A 20,967-nucleotide genomic window follows, 5' to 3' on the forward strand; every position below is an offset into this window, starting at 1 on the left:
GTGGACGAGTTCGCGGAAGCGCTCCGGTCGGCGATCACGAATCGTGGTCTCGGCCTGGAGCGACTCCGCGAACACCTCTCGCAACACGGCGTGTCGGTGTCGCCGACGACGCTGAGCGGCTGGCAGACGGGCCGCAGCAGGCCGGAGCGCCAGAAGTCGCTGCAGGCCGTCGTCCACTTGGAACACATCCTGCAGGTGCCGCCCGGGCACCTCTCGGAGCTCCTGGGACCGCCGCGCCCGCGTGGCCGGTGGCTGCGCAAGGCCCCGGCGCCGATGTCGGCGTTCTGGCCGGAGCACGCGTTGCAGGACATGGAAACCCGCTGGGACGACCAGCTGATCCGGGTCAGCCAGCAGGACTTCGTGAGCATCGGGGCGGACCGGACCGCGAGGTCGTTCCGCTCGCGGCAGGTGCTGTCGGCGTCGATGAACGGGCCGGACCGGTGGGTCGTGGTCATGCACACCGAGTCGCGCGCCCTGCCGTCGTTGCGGGCCCTGAAGAACTGCGAGATCGGGCGGCTCGTGGAGGACGAGACGCGGGGCGTCCTCGCCGCCGAGCTGCTGTTCGACCGGGTGCTGGACAAGGGCGAGAGCATCGTGATCGAGCACGAGCTGGTGAACGTGGCGCCGCGTCCACTTGCGACTCGTTACGAGCGCGAGTTCCGGTTGCCCGCTCGGGAGTACGTGCTCGAGGTGACCTTCTCCGGCACCCCACCGGTTTCCGTGACGCAGCTCGCCGACGGCACCGCGGTGGCTCCTTCCCAGACCTTGCTGGACGTCGCTCTGGACGTGCAACCCGGCGTTCGGGGTCTTCGCTGGTCCTGGTGAACGCCAGAGGACGGGTGCTCCCTCCGCGCCACGCAGGGAGCACCCGTCCTCCTCTGACCGGGGTCAGCCGATCTTCTCGATCTTCGCCCGGCGGATCAGGAACTTGCCGGGCTCACGGACCTGTTCGAAGGCCGCGTTGTTGAGCAGGACGCAGCTGCCGGACACCGACGTCACCTTGACGGTGGTGGACTTGTTGTTGTCCAGGTTGGTGACCTTCAGCGTGGTGCCTGCCGGGAACTGGTTGCTGGACGCCGCGGGCGCACCGCCCTCACCGGAAAGCGTGACGGTGGAACCGTTGCAGACCTGCTGACCGGACGCACCGCCACCGTTGTTGTTGCCCTGGTTCGCATCGGGCTGGGTCGTGGCTTGGCCCTGGTTGCCGGCGTTGTTGTTGCCCTGGTCGTTGTTCGCGCCGCCGTCGCCCTTGCACCCGGCCGCCTTGCGCCGCTGCTGGATCAGGTCGACCACGGCCTGCCGGTTCGCGATGCGGGCCTGGGACTGGGCGTCCGGGTTGGCCTTCTGGCCCGCGATGAAGTTGAGGTTGTTCTGCAACGCCTTGTCCAGCCCACCGCAGTCCTCACCGGACGTGGCGGCCTGGCCCTTCTCGGCCTTCGCCTGGACGTTGTTGCCGCAGCCGGCCGCCTTGCGCCGCTGCTGGATGAGGTTGACCACCGCCTGCCGGTTCGCGATGCGGGCGTCCGACTGGGCGTCGGGGTTCGCCTGCTGCCCGGCGATGAAGTTCAGGTTGTTCTGCAGGGCGGTGTCCAGTCCGCCGCAGTCCTCGGCCGCGTTCGAGTCGGTGCCGCTGAAGGCGAAGATGCCACCGGCGACAGCAGCGACCGCGAGCATGGCGCCCGCGCCGATCATGGCGGGCTTGCGGTGTCGAGCGCCCATTCGATTCTCCTCGGGGTGTTCATCGGTGTTGTACCGGTGACTACGGGGAGGTCACGAACGGGGTTCAAACCGGTCTGGACCACGTTGCTTTTAAATGCCTTTAAGGTTTTACCCGGACGGTGATCTTGCTGGTCAGAGGCCGTTTTCGCATAGTTTGACCTGCCCTGGTTCATGGTTCGTGAATGGACCAAGCGGGGTGGTACCGGTGCGGGTCACCGGTCTGGTCCACGGCCTGACGACCGGTTGTGGTTCGACACGGATTCGACGCTGACGCCGTCGTCGTTCGACGGCTTGAGAGTGTTCACAACGAGCTCGGAGGACCGGAATCGTTCCGGTCCTCCGATGTCCGGTTGTCAGTCAGCCGGCCAGCTGCCCGGCCGCGGTCCTGTCTCCGGTCAGGTCGGTCCGGCTGGTCTCGTGCAGCGCGACCGTGCAGACCACGGTGAGCACGCAGAACGCCGCGAGGATGAACGGGATGGCCCTGGTGCCCGCGCTCGCCTGCACCTGCGCGAACAGCAGCGGTGCGAGACCGGCGCCGAGGCCCGCGAGCTGGTAGCCGAGCGAGGCACCGGTGTAGCGGCTGCCGGTGTTGAACAGCTCGCTGTACAGCGCGGCGAGCGGACCGTACATCATCGGGTGGATCACCGCCTGGCCGAGCACCAGCGCGATCACGACGTAACCGTTGTCCACCAACGGGAACAGCACGAACCCGAACGCGGCCATGACGACGGCGCCCCCGAGCACGACGGGCCGGCGACCGAGCCGGTCCGACGCAGCCGACCAGGCGATGATGCCGACCACCGCGAGCGCGGAGGACAGCGTCAGCGCGTTGAGGATCGACTGGCGGCTGTTGCCAACCTGGACGCCGTACGCCAGCACGAACGTCGTGAGCGTGGACTGGGCGACGAACGCCGACAGCCCGACACCGATGCCGAGCAGCAACGTGCGCGGGTGGTTGCGCAGCACGTCGACCAGCGGAGCCGAGGTGCGCTTGCGCTCGGCGCTGAACACCGGCGTCTCCTCGACCTTCATCCGCACGAACAGGCCCACGGCGAGCAGCACGAGGCTGAGCAGGAACGGCACCCGCCAGCCCCAGCTGAGGAACGCCTGCTCCCCCACCAGTGCCGCGGTGCCGGTGAGCGCCGCGGTCGACAGGACCATGCCGCACGGCGCGCCGGCGTTGGTGAAGCTCGCCCACAACCCGCGCCTGCTGGTGGCGTGCTCGGCGGACATCAGCACCGCGCCGCCCCACTCGCCGCCGACGGAGATGCCCTGCACCACCCGCAGCAGCACCAGCCCGGCCGGCGCGAGCCAGCCGGCCGCGGCGTAGGTGGGCAGCAGACCGATCAGGAAGCTCGCGACACCCATCAGGCTCATGGTGAGCACGAGCATCTTCTTGCGTCCCAGCAGGTCGCCGAAGTGTCCGAAGAGGACACCGCCGAGCGGCCGGGCGAGGTAGCCGGTGGCGAACGTGCCGAAGCTCGCGATCGTCCCGACGAGCGGGTCCAGTGACGAGAAGAAGACCTTGTTGAACACCACCGCGGAGGCGGTGGCGTAGAGCAGGAAGTCGTAGTACTCGATCACGCTGCCGAGGAAGCTCGACGCGACGGCACGGCGTAACTGCGTTGTTGTCGCCATGGCACTCTCATCTCAGGCGTAGTGTCGGTAAACCCCGCGCGCGACGCACGCGGGCTTTTCGGAGCCTTCGATCTCGATCGTGAAGTCGATGGTCACCTGCACGCCGTCGCCGGGGACGTCGTCGACGGAGGCGACCGTGCCCTTGAGGCGGATCTTGGCGCCCACCGGGACGGGCGCCGGGAACCGCACCTTGTCCAGGCCGTAGTTGATGCTCATCCGGACGCCCTGGACGTCGAGCAGCTCGGTCATGAGCGGGATGAGCAGTGCCAGCGTGAGGTAGCCGTGCGCGATCGTGCCGCCGAACGGTCCCTCGGCGGCGCGCTCGGGGTCGACGTGGATCCACTGGTGGTCGTCGGTGGCGTCGGCGAACAGGTTGACGCGGTTCTGGTCGATCTCCAGCCAGTCGGTGTGGCCCAGGTCCTGTTGCGCCAGGGTTTTCAGCTCTGCGATCCCGTTGACGATCACATGTCCTCCTTCGTGAGTCCGAGCAGACGAGCGGCGTTGTGCTTGAGGATCTTGGGCCGGATCTCTTCTTTGATGTCGAGCTTCGCGAAGTCGGCGAGCCAGCGGTCCGGCGTGATCACCGGGTGGTCCGAGCCGAAGAGGACCTTGTCCTGCAGCACGGTGTTGGCGTAGCGGACGAGCTGCGGCGGGAAGTACTTCGGCGACCAGCCGGACAGGTCGATGTGGACGAACGGCTTGTGCGTGGCCACCGCGAGCGCTTCGTCCTGCCACGGGAACGACGGGTGCGCGAGCACGATCTTCAGGTGCGGGAAGTCGACGGCGACGTCGTCGACGAGCATCGGGTTGGAGTGCTTGAGCCGGATGCCGCCGCCGCCCGGCACTCCCGCGCCGATCCCGGTCTGTCCACTGTGGAACAGCGCGGGAACGCCGAGCTCCTCGATGGCCTCGTAGAGCGGGTAGGCCATCCGGTCGTCGGGCGAGAAGTCCTGCAGGCTGGGGTGGAACTTGAAGCCGCGGACCCCGTGCTCCTCCACCAGCCGGCGTGCCTCGCGGACGGCGGCGCGGCCCTTCCACGGGTCGACGCTCGCGAACGGGATCAGCACGTCGGCGTGCTCGGCGCAGGACGCGGCGATCTCCTCGTTGGAGATGCGCGGATGCCCGGTGGCGTGCTCCGCGTCGACCGTGAAGATCACCGCGGCCATCTTCCGCTCGCGGTAGATCGCCGCGGTCTCGGCGATCGTCGGCTGCCGGTGGCCGGCCTTGAAGTACTTGGCGGAGGCCTCCATCAGCGCCGGGCTGAGCGCGCCGTGGCCGTCCTTCGAGATCTCGGCGTGCGTGTGCACGTCGATGGCGACCAGGTCGTCCACATCCATTTTGGGAACGTTCACGGCGCCACCGGTGCCGGGATGCCGTAGGTCTCGGGTTGGAACGCGTCCCACCGCTCGGCGATCTCGTCCGCCTTCCAGCCGCCGTCCGCGAACAGGACGTGCTTCTCGGCCGGGTGCGACCACAGCGCGAGCCGGTCGCCGCCGATGCCGATCGCCTGTCCCGTCACGCCTTTCGCCTTCTCCGACGCGAGGTAGACGATCAGCTCGGCCACGTCCTCCACGGTGCCGAGGCCCTCGTCGCGGCGCACCCAGGCGGGCAGCGGCGTGCCGTTCCGTTCCGACTCCTCGATCAACGGCGCGAACGCGGGGATCGTCCTGGTCATCTCGGTGGCGGCCACCGGGATCACCGCGTTGACGGCGATGTCCGCCTTGGCGAGCTCCAGGGCCCAGGTGCGCGCCATCGCGGCGATACCGGCCTTCGCGGCGGCGTAGTTGGTCTGGCCGAAGTTGCCGCGCTGCCCCGCCGGTGACGAGATGAGCACGAGGCTGCCGCCCGTGCCCTGTTCGCGCATGCGCACGGCCGCCGCGCGGGCGCACGTGAACGTGCCGCGCAGGTGGACGTTGATCACGGCGTCGAAGTCGTCGTCGCTCATCTTCCACAGCACGCGGTCGCGCAGGATGCCGGCGTTGGTGACCAGCACGTCGAGCCGCCCGAACTCCTCGACGGCGGTGGCGACGAGCCGTTCCGCGGTCTCGGTGGGTCCGACCGGGGCGATGACCGCCTTGCCTCCGATGGCGGCGGCGACCTCCTCCGCGGCCTCGTCCACGTCGTTGACGACGACCTTGGCCCCGTTGCGCGCCAACGCCTCCGCGTAGGCACGCCCCAGCCCGCGACCGGCGCCCGTGACGATCGCGACCTTCTCCGACAGCTCCATCCGACGAGTCCTCTCCGTTGGGACCCTCAAAGTACGACATATTCGTGACGCTCGTCTAGATTCTGCCCAACATGTATCGTGACAACGTGACGCCGCAGTCCCTGATGCTCAACTTCCTCGGCCTGTACGTGCTCGGCCGCGACATCGCCGTGTACTCGGGCAGCGTGATCGACATCTTCGGCCGCGTGGACGTCTCCGAGGAGGCGGTGCGCTCGACCCTGAGCCGGATGACCACCCGCGGCCTGCTCGACAAGCACCGCAGCGGCCGCAAGGTCTACTTCGGACTGACGCAACGGGCGAACGACGTGCTGCTGGACGGCGAGCAACGCATCTGGCAGCGCGGCGCCGTCAACCGCGACTGGGACGGCACCTGGACCCTGGTCGGCTTCTCACTGCCGGAGGGCCGCCGCGGCGAACGCCACGACCTGCGCACCCAGCTGCAGTGGGCGGGCTTCGGCCCGGTGCAGAACGGCCTGTGGATCGCCCCCGGCACCCGCGACGTCGCGCAGATGGTCGCCGAACTCGACCTGACCGAGAACGTCACCGTGTTCACCGCCCAGCACGCGAAGCCCACGGAGGCCGCCGACCTGGCCACGCGCGCGTTCGACACGGCCGCCATCGCCGCCCGCTACCAGGACTTCCTGACGCGGTGGAGCGGGCGCGCACCGCAGGCGTCACTGCCGGACGACCTCGCCCGCCAGCTCGTGCTGCACGGCGACTGGCTCGACCTGGTGCGGCAGGACCCGCACCTGCCCGCCGAGCTGCTGGCCGCGGACTGGCCGGCGATCGAGGCCGAGCAGCTGTTCCAGACGCTGGCCACCCGCTACCGCAAGTCGGCTGCCCCGCTGGCGGAGGCCGCGGTGGAGTCGATCGACCTCTGACCCGCCCGCTCGTCGCGCCGGTCAGGCTTCTACGGCGTGTTTCAGGCGGGCCAGCGTGGCCTCGATGTTGGCCTGGTTCGTGACCGCGCGGTCCTTCACCCCGGTCGCGAGCACCGTGACCGGCTTGTACCACGCCGGCCTGCGGTCCCACGTGGACTCGGTGACCCGGCACCCGGTCGCCGTCGGCTCGATGTCGTACTGCCAGCGCGACACCGCCAGGCCGAACGACTTCACCTCGAACGCGAACCGCTCGACCGAGCAGTCGGTGACAGTCGACGTCGTGGGCCACACCCGCCAGCCCCGCCGGTTGACGCCCCGGAACCGGGCGCCCACGCGCGGACCGCCGGCACCGAGCCAGCGCCCGCCCGAGTACTCCTCGGCGACCCCGCTGAGCCCGCGCAGGTCGCTGACCAGGTCGAACACCCGCTGCGGTGAGGCCGCGACGTCGATGTGCGCGGTGGCGTCAGGGGTCATGCCGCCGAACTTACTACGAGTAGGGTTCAGCGATCCAGGGTCAGCTCCCGGACGGGCGTGCCCCGGAGGAACGCGTGGATGTCCTCGACGGCCTCTTCGAAGTACGTCCGGTAGTTGGACTCCGTGACGTACCCGAGGTGCGGGGTGGCGAGCACGTTCGGCAACGTCCTGAGCTCGTCGTCGAGCGGCAGCGGTTCGGTCTCGAACACGTCCAGGCCGGCGCCCGCGATCCGGTTGTGCCGCAACACCTCCAGCAGGGCGTCGCGGTCGACGACGGCGGCGCGAGAGGTGTTGACCAGGAACGCGGTGGGCTTGAGGCAGGCCAGCGCGGCGGCGTCCAGCAGACCGCGGGTGCGGTCGCTCAGCACCAGGTGGACGGACGCGAAGTCGGCCTGTCCGAGCAGGTCGTGCAGCCCGGACGCGAGCCGCACACCCTCGGCCTCCGTGCGGTCGGCGGTGAGGTTCTGACTCCACGCCACGACGTCCATGCCGAACGCCTTGCCGATCCGCCCGACCGCCCTGCCGAGGTGGCCGAACCCGACCAGGCCGAGCGTGCGGCCGGCGAGGTCGACGCCGACCGTGCTCTGCCACGGGCCGCCGGCGTGGAAGGCCGCGTTCTCGACCGCGAGGTGCCGCGCGAGCCCGAGGATCAACGCCCAGGTCAGCTCGGTCGGCGGGGTCTTCGCACTGCCGGTGCCGCAGACCGTGACGCCGTGTTCCCGCGCGGCCGCGAGGTCGATCGAGGCGTTGCGCATGCCGCTGGTGACCAGCAGCCGCAGCTTCGGCAGCCGGGCGAACAGCTCCGCGGTGAACGGCGTGCGCTCGCGCATGATCACGACGCACTCGGCGTCGGCCAGCGCGTCGGCCGGGTCGTCCAGGTGCTCGCGCAGCACGGTCACGTCGAGGCCCGACCAGTCCGCGCCGGCGAGCGCCACGTCCTGGTAGTCGTCCAGCACCACACACCTCATGGGCTGATCATGTCAGAGTGGACGCATGGGGGAATTCCAGCTGGCCCAAGCCAACATCACGACCGGGCTCCGGCCGTTCGACCACTGGCGGATGCGCGGGTTCGCGAGCCGCGTCGACCCGATCGCGGACCTCGCGCGGCAGGCACCCGGCTTCGTGTGGCGGCCGACCGCGGACGAGATGATGGACGACCTGCGCCGGCTGGGCCGCGACCCGATGCTGGTGGCGTTCAACCTCAGCGTCTGGGAGTCGGTGGAAGCGTTGTGGGAGTTCACCTACGGCGGCATTCACCTGGAAGCGGTGAAGCGCAGGGCCAAGTGGTTCGACCCCGCGACCGCGCTGGACGTGATGTGGTGGGTGCCCGCGGGCCACCGGCCGACGACCGAGGAGGGGCTCGCGAAGCTCGACCTGGTCCGGAGGGAGGGTCCGACGCCGGAGGGCTTCACGTTCCGCAGGCGGTTCACGCCAGAGCACCTCGCACGATGATCTCCAGCAGCGGCCGGGGGTCGATCGCCTCGTCTCGCGCGAACTGCTGCAGGAACAGGCCCTGAACGCACATCCCGATCGCGTCCGAGGCGGCCAGCGGATCACGCACCCCGAGGCTTGCCAGTGCCGGGACCAGCATCGAGGTCATCGCGGCCCGGCCCCGCAGCAACGCCCGCCGCACCTGCGGGTTGGTCGCCGCCTCCACCCACAGCACCATGCGCGCCTTGACCATCACGGCGTTCGGACCGGTCATGAAGCCGTAGATGTGGCACAGCTGGTCGATCAGCTCTTCCGGTGACGCGGGTTTGAACGTCGCCTCGACCTGCGGCGTCTCACTGCGCACCATCCAGTCCACGACACCGTCGAGCAGCGCGGCACGGCTGCGGAAGTAGTTCGACGTGGAGCCCTTCGGCAGATCGGCCCGGTCGTCCACCCGCGCGTGTGTCAGGCCGCGCAGGCCTTCGGTGCCCAGCAGCTCGACGGCGGCGGCGAGGGCACGGTCCCTGTTCGACATCACGAATGCACTATAAACGTAGTGACGAGGCACTACGAACGTAGTACCGTCGATTCATGACAGCCACAATCGCCCTGGTCGGGTGGGTGCTCAACATCGGCGTCGGACTCGTGTTGCTCCTGCGTTTGCTGCGAGCGCGAAGACACGTGCCACCCCTCGCCTACTACCACCTCGTCACCGCGTTCGTCGGGCTCGGGTTCTGGATCGGCTTCCTGGCCGCGGGGACGACCGTGCTGGCGTGGACCGGGTTCGCGGTGCTCACCCTGCACAACGCCTTCGGCGACACGCTGATGGTGAGGGGCTGGCGCAGGCGCCACCCCGACGCGACGGGCTTCGCCTACTTCCAGGCGGTGAAGTCCCTGCTGAAGAGGCCGCTGCCACTGGCGCACGCGTGGATCGCGCCAGTGGCCTGGTTCCCGGCTCTCGCCGCCGCGGTGATCAGCAGTTGGGGCGGGTGACCTTGCCGGCGAAGCGGTCGCCCAGCCAGTTCAGCGCGTTCGAGCCCCACGCGCTGACCGCCGCGATGTGACCCAGCAACGGCAACGCGGTCCATTGCACGTCCGCGCCGAGCGCGCACCACTGCGAACGCAGCTTCTGCCCGACGCTGAACGGGATCAGCTCGTCGACCGTGCCGTGGTAGAGGTACACGGGCGCGGCCGGCTTGACCGAGCCGAGCGAGTTCTCCACCAACCTGTTCTGCCACGCCGGGTCCTGCATGACGTCCGGCCGCGTGGTCAGCGAGTTGATCCGCGTGAACGGTGCCACCAGGGCGATCTCGACGACGCAGGAGTCGCGGATCTGGTCGACGACCTGCCGGCCGCGGTCGTTCAGCACCTCGGCCAGCGGCAGCTCGGGGTAGGCCGCGGCGTATCCCGCCGCCGCCGCGAACACCAGCCCGGACCCGGCGTTGCCGTCGTTGAACTTCGCGACCGCGTTCAGGTCGGCCGGCACCCCACCGGCCGCGACGCCGACGACGTTGAGCGAAGGCGCGTACGACTTCCACTGCTCGGCGGCGGACGACGCCGCCTGACCACCCTGCGAGTAACCGAAAACGCCGACCGGCGCGTCCGCGGACAGGCCGGGGATGCTGCTCGCCGCACGTGCCACGTCCAGCAGCGCGCGACCTTCCGACCGGGCCACCGCGTAGGTGTGATCCCCTGGCGTGCCGAGGCCTTCGTAGTCGGTGACGGCGACCGCCCAGCCGTTGAACATGGCCTGCGCGAGGAACGCGATCTCGGGTTCCGTGCCGTTCTGCAGCTGCTGCGACGGCGCGCAGCGGTCGGCCATGCCCTGCGTGCCCATCGCGTACGCGACGATCGGGCGCGGGCCGTTCGTCCACGGCAGCGGCGAGACCAGGACCATGCCGGACACGACGTTGCCCGTGCCGGTCGCCGACGTCGAGCGGTAACGGATGTCGTAGGCCTTCACCGGAGCGGGCAACAGCCTCAGCGGCTCCGGGTGCCAGGCCACCTCCTGACTGCTGACCAGATCGCCCGGTGCGGCCGCCGAAGCGGGTGTGACCAGGGCTGACAACAGGAGAACGGCGGCGAGCACGGCGCGGAGCTGCATCGTTGGACCCCTTTGTGGTAACCGGCGTTACCGCAATCTAGGGCCGAACGTCGCAACGGGGCAATAGGCTGTTCGGCTTCAAGGGTTCACCGCGAGGAAGAGGAACGCGGCCAGCAGCACCAGGTGCACACCGCCCTGCAACCGCGTGGCCCGGCCCGGCACGACCGTCAGCACGCTGACCAGAACGGTGAGCAGCAGCAGGACCATCTGCATCGGGCCGAGGCCGAGCAGCAACGGGCCGTCGAGCCAGACCGTGGCGAGCGCGATGGTCGGGATCGTCAGGCCGATGCTCGCGATCGCCGAGCCGTAGCCCAGGTTGAGGCTGGTCTGGATCCGGTCGCGCAACGCGGCCCGGGCGGCGGCGATCGTCTCCGGCAGCAGCACCAGCAGTGCGATCACGACACCGACGAACGACTGCGGGAACCCGGCGGCCCGCACGCCCGCCTCGATCGCGGGCGACTCGATCTTGGCGAGGCCGACCACCGCGACGAGGGCGACGAGCAGCAGGCCGAGCGACGCGAGCGCGGCCCTGCCCGACGGCGCCTCGGCGTGTTCCTCGCTCTCGATCACGCCGTCCTCGGTGACGGGCAGGAAGAAGTCCCGGTGCCGGACGGTCTGGGTGAAGACGAACATCGCGTACAGCGCCAACGAGGCGAGGGCGGCGAACGCGAGCTGCGGGCCGGAGAACTCGGGGCCGGGTGTGGTCGTGGTGAACGTCGGCAGCACCAGCGTGAGGGTGGCCAGGGTGATCACGGTGGCCAGCGCGCCGCCGCTGCCCTCGGCGTTGAACAGGGTCGTGCCGTGCTTGAGGGCGCCGAGCAGCAACGCGATGCCGACGATGCCGTTCGTGGTGATCATGACCGCGGCGAAGACCGTGTCGCGGGCGAGCGATGAGGCCTCCGGGCCGCCGGAGACCATGAGCGTGACGATCAGGGCCACCTCGATGATCGTGACCGCGACCGCGAGGACCAGCGACCCGAACGGCTCCCCCACCCGCAGCGCCACGACTTCGGCGTGGTGCACGGCCGCCAGCACCGTCGTCGCGAGCACGACGGCGACCAGGGCGACGAGCAGGGGTGCGAGGTCACGACCCCAGGCCAGGGCGAGCAGCAGCACGCCGAGCACGGGAGCGATGGTCGTCCAGGACAGCACGGGGAAGCGCGAGGAGGCGGCCATGATCACACCCTCGCACGGCGGCCGCACCGGCCGCCATTCGGAGCAACACCCAAATCGATGCGAGAAAATGTGCAGCGGAGCGCCCCTGCCGCGCCCCGCTGCACATTAATGGCCGGTGCCGTGAACTTTAAAAGTCGAACACGGCACCGGTGTGCGCCAGCATGACGCACGAGTTCGGGTAGGTGTGCACCTCGTCGACGGGCTCGCCCCGCCAGAAGCCGAACACCGACACCTCGACCGGCGCGTAGATGAACGTGCAGGCGCGGTTGTCGGACCGCATCGCCCGCAGGTCCGCCCCGGCGGCCGCCAGCTTCGCGCAGGCGAGGGCCCTGCGCGGGTGGCGATCACCTCGTTCGCAGGTCAGCACGGTGGTCTTGACGGCGTTGCCCTCGACGTCCGAGTACCGGACGGTGAGCACCAGCGCGGTCGCCTGACGTGCGGGCGGGGCGGCCTGCGCGGTGCCGGCGAGGGCCAGAGCAGACATCAGCACAGCAACGATCGCAAAAAAGCGGCCGAACATGAAAGCGGTCCTCCTGAGACCTCACAAAAGCGGGCCGGTTCTCGGCCGCCGCAGATGTTGCCATCACGTTTCGCCGATGCAAAAGGGGCCAGCACCCGTTCACCGATCACATTTGCGCGTTGCGCCGAAAGCGTGATTGGGCCGAACGGCTGTGTCGCACGCCACGTTCACCGCGACACAGCCGCCGACGGACTGTTACGGGTTGCGGACAGAGACCACCACGGGAAGACGTATTATCGAAATCATGTCCAAGACCTCCAGACGCGTCGTGTTCGGCGTGCTGCTGATCGTCACACTCGTGGTTTCCACCGGCGGCGCGCTGGGTTACCTGGGCAGATTGACGCTCGTGTTCGACCGGCATCCCGGAAAGGCCCTCGCCATTCTGGAAGAGGTGCCGGGACCGCCGGACGGGCCGAAGTGCCCGATCGACGCCCGCTACCTCGACGAGGCGCCGGACGGCCTGCGCCCCGAGGTGCTGCAGGCGTGGAAGTCGTTGCGCGCCAGGGCCTCCGGGCAAGGCGTCCAGCTCTGCCTGAACGACGGCAAGCGCAGCCGCCAGCAGCAGAAGAAGGAGTTCGACGAGGCCGTGCAGAAGTTCGGCACCGAAGAACTCGCCTCGCGTTATGTGCTGAACCCGCCGGACCGCTCGATGCACGTGCGCGGCTATGCGGTCGACATCCAGCCGATCGAATCGGCGAAATGGGTCGAGAAAAACGGCAGCACCCTCGGCTGGTGCCGCCGTTACGAAAACGAGCAGTGGCATTTCGAGTACAACGCCGCCTACCCCACCGGGGGCTGCCCCGCGCTGGAGAAGAGCGCGACCGGCAGCTGAAGGTCCAGACGTCCGGGGTGCGGGCGAGGTTGCGCCGACGTAATCTGACAAGCCGGATTACCACTTGGCCGCGATCACCGATTGGAGCCCTCCGGTGCCCCGTGCCTACGGCGGTGTGTCGCCCGAGCAGCGCAGAGCCGAGCGGCGTGCTCGGTTGCTGCAGGCAGGCCTGGAGCTCTTCACCAGCACGGGCTTCGCCGCCACCAAGATCACCGAGTTGTGCACGGAGGCCGGCGTCTCCACGCGGAACTTCTACGAGGAGTTCGGTTCCAAGGAGGACCTGCTCCGCGAGCTGCACGACCTGATCAACGCGACGGCGTTCGACCGGGTCCGCGCTGCGCTCACCGAGCTGGAGACCGCCGAGGTGTCCACCCGGATCGCGACACTGCTGGACGTCTTCGTGCGCACCGTGACCGCCGATCCCCGTGCGCCGCGCCTCAACTACGTGGAGGCCGTCGGCGTGAACACGGAGATCGAGCAGCAGCACGTGCGGTGGGTGACGACGTGGGCCGAGTTCATCGAGTCCGAGGCCCTGCGGGCGGCGGCGGCCGGGGTGGCGCCGCGGCGGTCGTACCGGCTGACCGCGATCGCGTTGGTGGGGGCGGTCACCGGGCTGCTGCGGGAGTGGCAGGCGCACGAGCCGCCGTTGGCGGTGGACGAGATCGCGACGGAGATCCGCGAACTCATGTTGGCGGCGATCACCCGGCCGTAACGTGAGGGCGTGCAGACGACTACCCGGCTCGTCACGGCGATCGCCGCCGTCGTCGTCTACGTGGCGTTGCTGCTCGCCATCACCGCGGGCATCGATCTGCGTGAGAGCAACGCCTTCCACGACGCCCCCGCGCAGTACGCCGCGTTCGTCGCGGCACTGGACCGGGCCGACGCCAACGGCACCCGCGCGGCCGCCGACTGGTTCTACGAGCACGGATCGTTCAGGAGCAAGGCGGAGGTGTCGATCTCCCTGGGCGCCGGTGCGGCCGACGAGGGCAACGCGGATCTCGCCCGCCGGTTCACCGACGACGTGGCCGAGAAGATCGTGCAGGACCAGCGGATGTTCGACGACAGAGCGGCCGACGCCTGGGGACGGGCGCTGCCGTGGCTCGTCGCCGGCACCCTGCTCACCGCGGCCGCGCTCGTCCTGCGCCACCGCCGCAGGAAGGCCAACGCCGAGGTCGTCGACCTGGTGCTCCAGTACGTGCCGCCCCGGCCGTGGTGGCGGCGCCCGGTCTTCCTGGTGGTCAACGCTGTCGGCTACACGTTCCTGGTCGTCGGGTTCCTGGCGGTGGTGGCAGCGACCCGTGCCTACGAACTTCCCTGGGCCGCAAGAGGTCTCATCCTCGTAGGCGGCATCGCGGCGTTGCCCATCGCCTACTACGTGCTGCGTCACTCGCGCCCCAGAGCGGCCAGAAGCGCGGCGCAGGCGCTGCGGAACGACTGGCGCGCACCGGTTTTGTACCTGCGCGGCTTCGGCGACGACCAGGACGCGGCGGTCGTCGACGAACTGCCCGGCGCGCTGTCGGCGGGCCTGCTGAGCATCCACTCCCGGGAGGAGCACCTGATCGGCGCGCTGGGCGCGTTCGGTCCGGTGGTCGCCGTGGGCAGGCCGGGCGAACCGCTGCCGCACCTCGGCGCCGCGCGGTTCTACCTGCCCGGCGACGACTGGCAGACCGGCGTTTTGAAGCTGATGGGCCTGTCGCAGCTCATCGTGCTGCGGCTCGGTGACGGCGACGGCGTGTGGTGGGAGGTCGACCAGGCACGGGCCACCCAGCCGCCGGGCAAGCTCGTCCTGCTCATCCCCGGCGACCGGCCCGATCTCGCCGAACGGCTGGACGCCCACCTGCCGGTGCCGGCCGAAGCGCCGACCGTGCCGGGCAAGTGGACGTCCGCCGTGGTCGTGTTCGCCCAGGACCGGACCCCGCGAGTGCAACCCGTCGGACCGTTGCCCGGCGACAAGAAGCTGCCCGGCTCGGCCGTCTTCTACGTGGCTCAAGCGATCCAGCTCGCGCTGCAGCAGACCGGCGCCCGCAAGAGGGCGTTGGGACCGCGGACCAACAGCCATCTGCTCGCGGTGTACGGCAAGGTCCTGCTGCTGGCTCCCGCGGTGTTCCTGGTCGTCCACTTCCTGCGGCTGGTTTTCCTGTGGTGAGGTCCTACAGCTTCAGGTGAGGCCGGTGGACGTCGAGCCACGCGGCCAGGTCCAGGGCCTGGTCCGTCACCCGTGACGGATCGACGAGATCGAACACGGGGTGATCACCCGGCAGCTGTGCGACCTGCCGTCCGTCCACAAGGGATGGTGCGGCAGCACCGGGGATCCGCGCGTTGTAGAGGTACTCGACGAGCCGGTGGTCGGTGAACGGCAGCCGCACCTCCAGGCCCTCCGACATGCTCAGCCGGTCGATGCGGTCGAGCATCACCGGGAGGGTCCGGGTGAGGTGCAGGTGGGCCGACCTCCGCCCTCGCCAGTGCTCGTCCGGTTCTCCCGGCAACCTCGCGATCTCGTTGTGCGCACTGGCGAGGCTGTCCGCGAGGTAGGTGTCCAGGTCGAGCGTCCTGAGGACTTCTTCGCGGAACAACGCGCGTTCGAACGGGCGGTGCCCGCCGAACAGGTCGTCGGCGCCTTCCTCCGGGAGCACGACCCGTTCGCGCGCCGCCCGGAAGATTTCCAGCAAGGGGAAGTCCATGTCGCCCGGACCGCGCGGCACGTCCCTGATCCGGACCAGCTCGTGCCTCGACGCGGACCCGGTCGTGCCGATCTTGCGGAGCCGGCCGACCGGGACGTCCGCGACGCGCTGACGTGCCGCGGTGTCCTGCCGCAACCGGCGGATCTCCGCGTCCGTCTCCTCGGCGTCGTCCAGGTGCGGCGCGGTTTCCAGGCGCCAGTAGACGTGTTCGGTGACGCCGGCGCGGTCGACCGTCAGGACCGTACCGGGCCTGACCTCGTACAGGCCTTTGTAGACCGTGCGGCCGGGCGTGTGGAGGAACAGCTCGCGCAGGCCGTCCGCGTCGACCTCCCGGCGGGTGGCGGGATGCGCGAAGACCGCCTTGGGCTCGCTCGCGAACAGCACCCCGTCGCCGACCGGGTGGTAGTGCAACGGCTTCACGCCGAGCCGGTCGCGCACGAGCACGAGCCGTTGCGCGCGGCCGTCCCACACCGCGAAGGCGAACATGCCGTTGAGCCGTTCCGCGACGCCGAGCCCCCACTCCAGGTAACCGCGCAGCACGACCTCGGTGTCGGTGCCGGTGGTGAACCGGTGACCGCGCGCCCGGAGGTCCGCGCGCAGCTCCGGGAAGTTGTAGACCTCGCCGTCGTAGCTGATGGTCGCGTGCCCGGCCGACATCGGCTGGCTGCCGCGCGCCGGGTCCAGCGCCGCGAGCCTGCGGTGGCCGAGCGCCGCGTGCTCCGAGGTCCACAGGCCGCCCGCGTCGGGGCCGCGCGACAGCAACGTCGCGGTCATCGCCGCGAGCACGTCGTGCCGGATGGTGAGGTCCTGGCCGAAGCTGACCCATCCGGTGATGCCACCCATGGAGGAAGTGAACCGGTTCCGGCGCTGGCGAACGCCTAGTGAACGGCCTCGCTCCGGCCGCGACCCGTTGTCGATGATGGGCTCCTTCATCGACCTCGGGTGCAATGCCAGGAACTCAAGCGGCGACGCGTTGCGCCGACCTTCGCGGGCAGGCCTCGCCAGGCACGTGGCGACGTGGATGAAGGAACCCTTCACCCACGCCAGGTGGATGAATGAGCCCTTCATCCACCGCCACCCAGGGCGAGACGTGGCGACGCTGAACCGGGCTGCGGGCTCCGTCCGTAGTCCCTGGCGTGAGCCGCTTCGCCGTTTTCGCCCTGGTCCTGTGTCTCGGTGCCTGCTCCTCGCCGCCCGCCGAGGAGGAGACCGCGTCGCCGCAGGAACTGGAGGCCGCCGCCGGCCCCGTGGCCGGACCGCCGCAGGTCCTGCCGAACGACATCGCGACCCTGCGGATCGAGCAGTCCGCCGCGCTCGGCCCCGTCGTCGCCGACGGCGACCACTACACGCTCTACTTCGACGAGAAGGACGGCACGAGCCCGCCGTCGTCGGTCTGCGTCGAGGCCGACTGCACGCTGGTGTGGTCGCCGCTGCTGGCCGCGGGCGGCAAGTTCGACGCGCCGGACATCGATCCCGCGCTGCTCAAGACGTTCATGCGGCCGGACGGGCTGGAGCAGGTCACCATCGGCGGCCGTCCCGTGTACCGGTACGTGGACGACGAGAACCCCGGTGACACGACCGGGCAGGGGGTGGACGGCCGGTTCGCCATCGCGCCCAACGGCTCGAAGGCGGCGCGCTAACGACCCAGCCCGGCGTCCCGTGCCCTGATGATCGCCGTCGCCCGATCGGCCACCTGCAGCTTGGCGAAGATGGCGGACACGTTGTTCGCCACCGTCTTCGCCGCCACGCCCAACCGCGCGGCAATCGCGCCGTTGGACATCCCGGCGGCCAGCAGGTCCAGGATCTGCCGTTCCCTGCCGGTGAGCTCGGGGAACGGGACGTCCGGGGTGGACGATCCGGTCAGGAACCCGAGCACCCGCTGCGCCACCGCCGGTCCGAAGATCGCCTCACCGGCCGCGACCGCGCGGATGGCCCTGGCGATCTCGTCCTGCTCGGCGCCCTTGACCAGGTAGCCGCGGGCGCCCGCGCGCATGGCGGCGAAGACCGAGTCGTCGTCGGAGAACATCGTGAGCACCAGCACGGCGACGCCCGGTGCCGCGCGGACGATCTCCTTGGTCGCGGCGATGCCGTCGAGGTCGGGCATCTGCAGGTCGAGCACGGCGACGTCGGGCCGGGTGGTGACGACTTCGCGGACCGCCTCGCGTCCCGTCGCGGCCACACCCGCGACGACGAAGCCGTCCAGCGAGGTGAGCAACGCGCTCATGCCCTCGCGGACGATGGGGTGATCGTCGGCGATCACGACGCGGATGTCGGTCACGGCACCTCCACCGGCAGGCGCGCCAGCACCCGTCCTCCTTCGGCCGTCGGCCCGGCCTCGAACGCGCCACCCAACTCGGCCGCCCTCTCTCGCATCGCCTGCATCCCCACACCGGGTCGCCACGGGCCGTTGGGCGGTCCGTCGTCGGTGATCTCCACTTCAAGCTCTTCGCAGCACCGCAATCGCACCACGACGGACGAGGCTTTCGCGTGCCGGACGACGTTGGTCAACGCTTCCGTGGCGATGCGGTACGCGGCGACCTCGACCGCGGCGGACAGCGACGGCACCGTGTCGGGCACGTCCAGCCGGAGCTGCAGGGGTGTGCGCACGAGGGTTTCGGCGCGTTGGCGGAGGGCGCCGAGCAGGCCGAGCTCGTCCAGTGCGGGCGGGCGCAGGTCCTCCACGAGCCTGCGCACGTCGGCGATGGCCGTGCGGACGTCCGCGCTCACCCCGGTGAGCAGGCTGCGGGTGCGGTCCGGGTCGGTGGCCAGCAGGTTGGTGGCGGCGTCCGCGCTCAGCGCCACGCCGGTCAGCGTCGGGCCGAGGCCGTCGTGCAGGTCGCGGCGGAGGCGTCGGCGTTCTTCTTCGCGTGCGGTGACAAGGCGTTCTCGGGATGCCTGCAGCTGCGTGGAGAGCAACGTCGCGTGCACGGCTACGGCCAGAGGGGCCGCGACGAGGCTCAACACGTTGCGATCGGCGGCACCGAGCGTGCTCTCGCCAGTGCGCACACCAACGTGCAGTTCACCCACCACCGCGCCGTCATACACCAACGGCACTTCGACGACGTTCGAAGGCCGTGTGCCGTCGCTGGCCAACGTCACGTCGGCGGCCGTCAGGGCAACGTGCGGCACCCGCAACGCCACCCGCACCGCCTCCACGACCCCGGCCAGCCCCTCGCCCGCCAGGTGCTCGCTGACCCGTGAGACCACACGGGCCGGATCGCCGCGGTCGCCGTAGAGAGCGCGGTCGACGAGACGTTGCAGGCGCGGCAACACCGGCGCGACCAGCAGCGCGACCACCACGGTGGCCACGACCGAACGCCCGAGCTGTGCGGACACGAACCGGTCCAGCACCGCCACCAGCGCCGCGTAGACCCCCAGCACCACCGCCGACAGCAGCAACCACGCCAGCACCCGCGACACCACCAGCCGGATGTCGAGCAGCTGGTGCCGCACGATCGCGATGGTCACCGCGATCGGGATCAACGGGATCGAGAGCAGCACGAACACCGGCGTGCCCGCCACGAACGACCACGGCACCACGAACGCCGCCGCCACCGAAGCCGCCAGCAGCAGCCACAGCACCGAGTCCTCGCCCCGCCGGTACCGCACGGCCAGCGCGACAACTCCGGCCAGCAACGCCCCGAGCGTCCGCGTCTCTGACACGGTCCACAACGGACCGAGCTCCGCGTACCCCGGCAACTTCAGGTAGCCCGGGACCGCCGGATCCGCCGCCACCTCGACCACGAACAACGGCGCCGTCACCACGATCGCGACCACCACCGGCAGCCAGCGCCGCGACGGCAGCCGCCCGTCCGGGAACAGCACCAGCGCGAGCGGCAGGAACAGCCCGATCGACCACGGCCACGCGTACGCGGCGATCGTCGCGACCAGCGGGTCGTCGACCGGCATGCCCAGCGCGGTCGTGGCGTGCCCGAGCCCGTCGGCGAGGAACAGCCAGCCGATCGGGTTGCGCGGCCGGTGCCACGCCAGCACCGACCCGCAGACCGCGAACGCCAGCGCCATCGCGGAGTTCGTGACCACGAACGCGTCCAGCGCCTGCTGCCACGTCCACCCCAGCCGCAGCACGACCACGACGGCGGCGCCGGCCTCGGCCACCACCAGGGCGCCGAGGCCGGACGCGAGGACGCGGCCGACGTTCATGCCGGTAAGTGTGGGGCGCCGGGGACCCGGTGTCCCGGGAACGCGATCCCGGCACGTCCGGGAAAACTCCCGGCTCGGCCGGATCACGCACCGGTGTGCGGGGAACAGGCCCAGGCCGACAGTTGCGGTCACCTGACCAACCTGGAGGTCTCCGATGTTCCGCACCGGCCTGCTCGTCCTCGGGCTGCTCTCCGTGACAGACCTGCTGCTCCCCCTGCTGACCGACGGCCAGTCCCCACCCATGGCGATCGCCCTGGTCTCCGCCGCCCTCGGTCTGGCCGGCCTCGTGCTGCTGATCTCGGCCTGGCGAGGCGCACAGAGGGCGATCCTCCCCCTGATCGTCCTGCGAGCCGTCTCGGCCGCGACCGCGCTGCCGGCGTTCGTCGCACCGGACGTCCCCGCACCCGCGATCGCCGCGGCCGCCGCCACCGTGCTGCTGACCGCCGCAGGCGCCACCCTGGTGCTCAAGGGCCGCGCGGCGGTGACGCGATGAGGTGGCTGCTCCCGATCGGCCCGGCCGCGATCGCGGTCCTGAGGCTGATCCTCCCGTACGACACCACCGACGACGACGCCACCGTGCTGCAGAAGGTGGCCGCGCACCCGGACGCCCAGAATTGGGTGATCTGGCTCGGTTTCGTCGCCATGCTGACCCTGGCCCCGGCGGTGCTCCGGATCGCGCGCACCACCCGCGAGCAGGCCCCGAAAACCACCGCGGCAGCCGTCGTCCTGCTGGTTCCCGCCTACCTGTCGATCGGCCTGCTCGTCGCCGAGGACGCGGCGGCGCTCAACGGCCACGCCATCGGCCATCCCGCCCTGGACGCCGCGACCGGAGTGTTCGTGGCCGGTCACGTGATCGGCACGGTCCTGCTGGGTGCCGCGATGTGGCAGTCAGGCCTCCCGCGCTGGGCGGCGGCGGCCACGGCGATCTCCCAGCCGTTGCACTTCGTGGCCGCCGTCGTCGTCACCAGTCACGGGCTCGACTTCGCCGCCTGGGGCCTGAACGCCGTCGGGTTCGCGGCGGTCGCCGTGGTGGCGGGACGAGGTCATGACAAGGCGTCACGGTCGCAGCACGCACTGTCCGCCCAGGCAGCCGGGTTGCCGCGTTCGGCCTAGCCACGAGCCA

Annotated in this window: 24 protein-coding genes; 10 read left to right on the plus strand and 14 right to left on the minus strand. The window is 70.3% G+C overall.

The genetic code is table 11. From position 1 onward, the window contains the following. Entirely contained in the window at positions 1–825 is an 825-nt protein-coding gene (locus ABZV40_RS31255) for an XRE family transcriptional regulator (protein WP_355449469.1), read from the plus strand. A gap of 63 nt (positions 826–888) precedes the next feature. On the opposite strand, the gene ABZV40_RS31260 is transcribed toward ABZV40_RS31255, so the two are convergent. The 5 genes from ABZV40_RS31260 to ABZV40_RS31280 all read right to left on the minus strand — a co-directional run bounded on the left by ABZV40_RS31260 (position 889) and on the right by ABZV40_RS31280 (position 5,584). Further along, positions 889–1,644 (minus strand): hypothetical protein, encoded by a 756-nt coding sequence (locus ABZV40_RS31260; RefSeq protein ID WP_355449614.1) that lies wholly within the window; start codon positions 1,642–1,644, stop codon positions 889–891. A 432-nt stretch (positions 1,645–2,076) separates the two neighbouring features. Beyond that, positions 2,077–3,357: an MFS transporter gene (locus ABZV40_RS31265; RefSeq protein WP_355449472.1), complete on the minus strand. Its 1,281-nt coding sequence runs from the start codon at positions 3,355–3,357 to the stop codon at positions 2,077–2,079. Positions 3,358–3,369: 12 nt separating this feature from the next. Then, positions 3,370–3,822, minus strand: coding sequence for a MaoC family dehydratase (locus ABZV40_RS31270; RefSeq protein ID WP_355449475.1), 453 nt, complete (start codon positions 3,820–3,822; stop codon positions 3,370–3,372). Further along, positions 3,819–4,694 carry an amidohydrolase family protein gene (locus tag ABZV40_RS31275; protein ID WP_355449617.1) on the minus strand — a complete coding sequence of 292 codons (876 nt, stop codon included), beginning with the start codon at positions 4,692–4,694 and terminating at the stop codon, positions 3,819–3,821. The genes ABZV40_RS31270 and ABZV40_RS31275 overlap by 4 nt, the downstream gene beginning before the upstream one ends. Positions 4,695–4,705: 11 nt before the next feature. Then, on the minus strand, positions 4,706–5,584 hold the full coding sequence (locus tag ABZV40_RS31280) for an SDR family oxidoreductase (RefSeq protein WP_355449478.1): 879 nt from the start codon (positions 5,582–5,584) through the stop codon (positions 4,706–4,708). Positions 5,585–5,670: 86 nt separating this feature from the next. On the opposite strand from ABZV40_RS31280, the gene ABZV40_RS31285 reads away from it, so the two are divergent. Then, complete coding sequence (locus tag ABZV40_RS31285; RefSeq protein WP_355449481.1) at positions 5,671–6,465, plus strand: PaaX family transcriptional regulator C-terminal domain-containing protein; 795 nt, start codon at positions 5,671–5,673, stop codon at positions 6,463–6,465. Between the two features lie 21 nt (positions 6,466–6,486). On the opposite strand, the gene ABZV40_RS31290 is transcribed toward ABZV40_RS31285, so the two are convergent. Together ABZV40_RS31290 and ABZV40_RS31295 are read right to left on the minus strand one after the other, a co-directional pair. After that, positions 6,487–6,939, minus strand: a complete 453-nt coding sequence (locus tag ABZV40_RS31290) for an SRPBCC family protein (protein ID WP_355449483.1) — start codon at positions 6,937–6,939, stop codon at positions 6,487–6,489. A 26-nt stretch (positions 6,940–6,965) separates the two neighbouring features. Beyond that, positions 6,966–7,907 carry a D-2-hydroxyacid dehydrogenase family protein gene (locus ABZV40_RS31295; protein ID WP_355449486.1) on the minus strand — a complete coding sequence of 314 codons (942 nt, stop codon included), beginning with the start codon at positions 7,905–7,907 and terminating at the stop codon, positions 6,966–6,968. A gap of 25 nt (positions 7,908–7,932) precedes the next feature. Between ABZV40_RS31295 and ABZV40_RS31300 the strand changes: the two genes are divergently transcribed. Continuing rightward, on the plus strand, positions 7,933–8,391 hold the full coding sequence (locus tag ABZV40_RS31300; protein WP_355449489.1) for a DUF3291 domain-containing protein: 459 nt from the start codon (positions 7,933–7,935) through the stop codon (positions 8,389–8,391). Here the strand turns inward: ABZV40_RS31300 and ABZV40_RS31305 are convergent. Then, positions 8,366–8,905, minus strand: coding sequence for a TetR family transcriptional regulator (locus ABZV40_RS31305; RefSeq protein ID WP_355449492.1), 540 nt, complete (start codon positions 8,903–8,905; stop codon positions 8,366–8,368). The two genes, ABZV40_RS31300 and ABZV40_RS31305, sit on opposite strands and share 26 nt — an antisense overlap. A 56-nt stretch (positions 8,906–8,961) precedes the next feature. Between ABZV40_RS31305 and ABZV40_RS31310 the strand changes: the two genes are divergently transcribed. Continuing rightward, entirely contained in the window at positions 8,962–9,363 is a 402-nt protein-coding gene (locus ABZV40_RS31310) for a hypothetical protein (protein ID WP_355449495.1), read from the plus strand. Here ABZV40_RS31310 and ABZV40_RS31315 read toward each other — a convergent pair. The 3 genes from ABZV40_RS31315 to ABZV40_RS31325 form a co-directional block, all read right to left on the minus strand. Further along, positions 9,344–10,474, minus strand: a complete 1,131-nt coding sequence (locus tag ABZV40_RS31315) for a lipase family protein (RefSeq protein WP_355449498.1) — start codon at positions 10,472–10,474, stop codon at positions 9,344–9,346. The genes ABZV40_RS31310 and ABZV40_RS31315 overlap by 20 nt on opposite strands. A 78-nt stretch (positions 10,475–10,552) precedes the next feature. Next, the gene (locus tag ABZV40_RS31320) at positions 10,553–11,650 is read right to left on the minus strand and encodes an ionic transporter y4hA (protein ID WP_355449501.1); all 1,098 of its coding nucleotides are present in this window, start codon (positions 11,648–11,650) and stop codon (positions 10,553–10,555) included. 127 nt (positions 11,651–11,777) lie between these two features. After that, a complete protein-coding gene (locus ABZV40_RS31325; RefSeq protein ID WP_355449504.1) occupies positions 11,778–12,134 on the minus strand; it encodes an SSI family serine proteinase inhibitor in 357 nt (118 codons plus the stop codon). Between the two features lie 280 nt (positions 12,135–12,414). Between ABZV40_RS31325 and ABZV40_RS31330 the strand changes: the two genes are divergently transcribed. The 3 genes from ABZV40_RS31330 to ABZV40_RS31340 all read left to right on the plus strand — a co-directional run bounded on the left by ABZV40_RS31330 (position 12,415) and on the right by ABZV40_RS31340 (position 15,148). After that, positions 12,415–13,002 carry a D-alanyl-D-alanine carboxypeptidase family protein gene (locus ABZV40_RS31330; RefSeq protein WP_355449507.1) on the plus strand — a complete coding sequence of 196 codons (588 nt, stop codon included), beginning with the start codon at positions 12,415–12,417 and terminating at the stop codon, positions 13,000–13,002. A gap of 94 nt (positions 13,003–13,096) precedes the next feature. Further along, the gene (locus tag ABZV40_RS31335; RefSeq protein ID WP_355449510.1) at positions 13,097–13,714 is read left to right on the plus strand and encodes a TetR/AcrR family transcriptional regulator; all 618 of its coding nucleotides are present in this window, start codon (positions 13,097–13,099) and stop codon (positions 13,712–13,714) included. Positions 13,715–13,723: 9 nt separating this feature from the next. Continuing rightward, the gene (locus ABZV40_RS31340) at positions 13,724–15,148 is read left to right on the plus strand and encodes a hypothetical protein (protein ID WP_355449513.1); all 1,425 of its coding nucleotides are present in this window, start codon (positions 13,724–13,726) and stop codon (positions 15,146–15,148) included. 4 nt (positions 15,149–15,152) lie between these two features. On the opposite strand, the gene ABZV40_RS31345 is transcribed toward ABZV40_RS31340, so the two are convergent. Next, entirely contained in the window at positions 15,153–16,526 is a 1,374-nt protein-coding gene (locus tag ABZV40_RS31345; RefSeq protein ID WP_355449516.1) for an asparagine synthetase B, read from the minus strand. Between the two features lie 293 nt (positions 16,527–16,819). Between ABZV40_RS31345 and ABZV40_RS31350 the strand changes: the two genes are divergently transcribed. Beyond that, a complete protein-coding gene (locus tag ABZV40_RS31350; protein WP_355449519.1) occupies positions 16,820–17,323 on the plus strand; it encodes a hypothetical protein in 504 nt (167 codons plus the stop codon). Here the strand turns inward: ABZV40_RS31350 and ABZV40_RS31355 are convergent. Further along, on the minus strand, positions 17,320–17,961 hold the full coding sequence (locus tag ABZV40_RS31355) for a response regulator transcription factor (RefSeq protein WP_355449522.1): 642 nt from the start codon (positions 17,959–17,961) through the stop codon (positions 17,320–17,322). The two genes, ABZV40_RS31350 and ABZV40_RS31355, sit on opposite strands and share 4 nt — an antisense overlap. Continuing rightward, the gene (locus tag ABZV40_RS31360) at positions 17,958–19,844 is read right to left on the minus strand and encodes a sensor histidine kinase (protein WP_355449525.1); all 1,887 of its coding nucleotides are present in this window, start codon (positions 19,842–19,844) and stop codon (positions 17,958–17,960) included. The genes ABZV40_RS31355 and ABZV40_RS31360 overlap by 4 nt, the downstream gene beginning before the upstream one ends. A 154-nt stretch (positions 19,845–19,998) precedes the next feature. On the opposite strand from ABZV40_RS31360, the gene ABZV40_RS31365 reads away from it, so the two are divergent. Next, positions 19,999–20,337, plus strand: a complete 339-nt coding sequence (locus ABZV40_RS31365; protein WP_355449528.1) for a hypothetical protein — start codon at positions 19,999–20,001, stop codon at positions 20,335–20,337. Beyond that, on the plus strand, positions 20,334–20,957 hold the full coding sequence (locus ABZV40_RS31370; protein WP_355449531.1) for a hypothetical protein: 624 nt from the start codon (positions 20,334–20,336) through the stop codon (positions 20,955–20,957). The genes ABZV40_RS31365 and ABZV40_RS31370 overlap by 4 nt, the downstream gene beginning before the upstream one ends. Positions 20,958–20,967 lie beyond the last annotated feature (10 nt).

The organism is Lentzea sp. NPDC004782 (genome assembly GCF_040609115.1).
Lineage (GTDB): Bacteria > Actinomycetota > Actinomycetes > Mycobacteriales > Pseudonocardiaceae > Lentzea.

Coding starts and splice junctions, on each gene's coding strand:
- ABZV40_RS31265 (WP_355449472.1), bottom strand. CDS start 3,357: ATGGCGACAACAACGCAGTTACGCCGTGCCGTCGCGTCGAGCTTCCTC.
- ABZV40_RS31275 (WP_355449617.1), bottom strand. CDS start 4,694: ATGGATGTGGACGACCTGGTCGCCATCGACGTGCACACGCACGCCGAG.
- ABZV40_RS31280 (WP_355449478.1), bottom strand. CDS start 5,584: ATGGAGCTGTCGGAGAAGGTCGCGATCGTCACGGGCGCCGGTCGCGGG.
- ABZV40_RS31290 (WP_355449483.1), bottom strand. CDS start 6,939: ATGACCCCTGACGCCACCGCGCACATCGACGTCGCGGCCTCACCGCAG.
- ABZV40_RS31295 (WP_355449486.1), bottom strand. CDS start 7,907: ATGAGGTGTGTGGTGCTGGACGACTACCAGGACGTGGCGCTCGCCGGC.
- ABZV40_RS31300 (WP_355449489.1), top strand. CDS start 7,933: ATGGGGGAATTCCAGCTGGCCCAAGCCAACATCACGACCGGGCTCCGG.
- ABZV40_RS31305 (WP_355449492.1), bottom strand. CDS start 8,905: ATGTCGAACAGGGACCGTGCCCTCGCCGCCGCCGTCGAGCTGCTGGGC.
- ABZV40_RS31310 (WP_355449495.1), top strand. CDS start 8,962: ATGACAGCCACAATCGCCCTGGTCGGGTGGGTGCTCAACATCGGCGTC.
- ABZV40_RS31315 (WP_355449498.1), bottom strand. CDS start 10,474: ATGCAGCTCCGCGCCGTGCTCGCCGCCGTTCTCCTGTTGTCAGCCCTG.
- ABZV40_RS31320 (WP_355449501.1), bottom strand. CDS start 11,650: ATGGCCGCCTCCTCGCGCTTCCCCGTGCTGTCCTGGACGACCATCGCT.
- ABZV40_RS31325 (WP_355449504.1), bottom strand. CDS start 12,134: ATGTCTGCTCTGGCCCTCGCCGGCACCGCGCAGGCCGCCCCGCCCGCA.
- ABZV40_RS31330 (WP_355449507.1), top strand. CDS start 12,415: ATGTCCAAGACCTCCAGACGCGTCGTGTTCGGCGTGCTGCTGATCGTC.
- ABZV40_RS31345 (WP_355449516.1), bottom strand. CDS start 16,526: ATGGGTGGCATCACCGGATGGGTCAGCTTCGGCCAGGACCTCACCATC.
- ABZV40_RS31360 (WP_355449525.1), bottom strand. CDS start 19,844: ATGAACGTCGGCCGCGTCCTCGCGTCCGGCCTCGGCGCCCTGGTGGTG.
- ABZV40_RS31365 (WP_355449528.1), top strand. CDS start 19,999: ATGTTCCGCACCGGCCTGCTCGTCCTCGGGCTGCTCTCCGTGACAGAC.
- ABZV40_RS31370 (WP_355449531.1), top strand. CDS start 20,334: ATGAGGTGGCTGCTCCCGATCGGCCCGGCCGCGATCGCGGTCCTGAGG.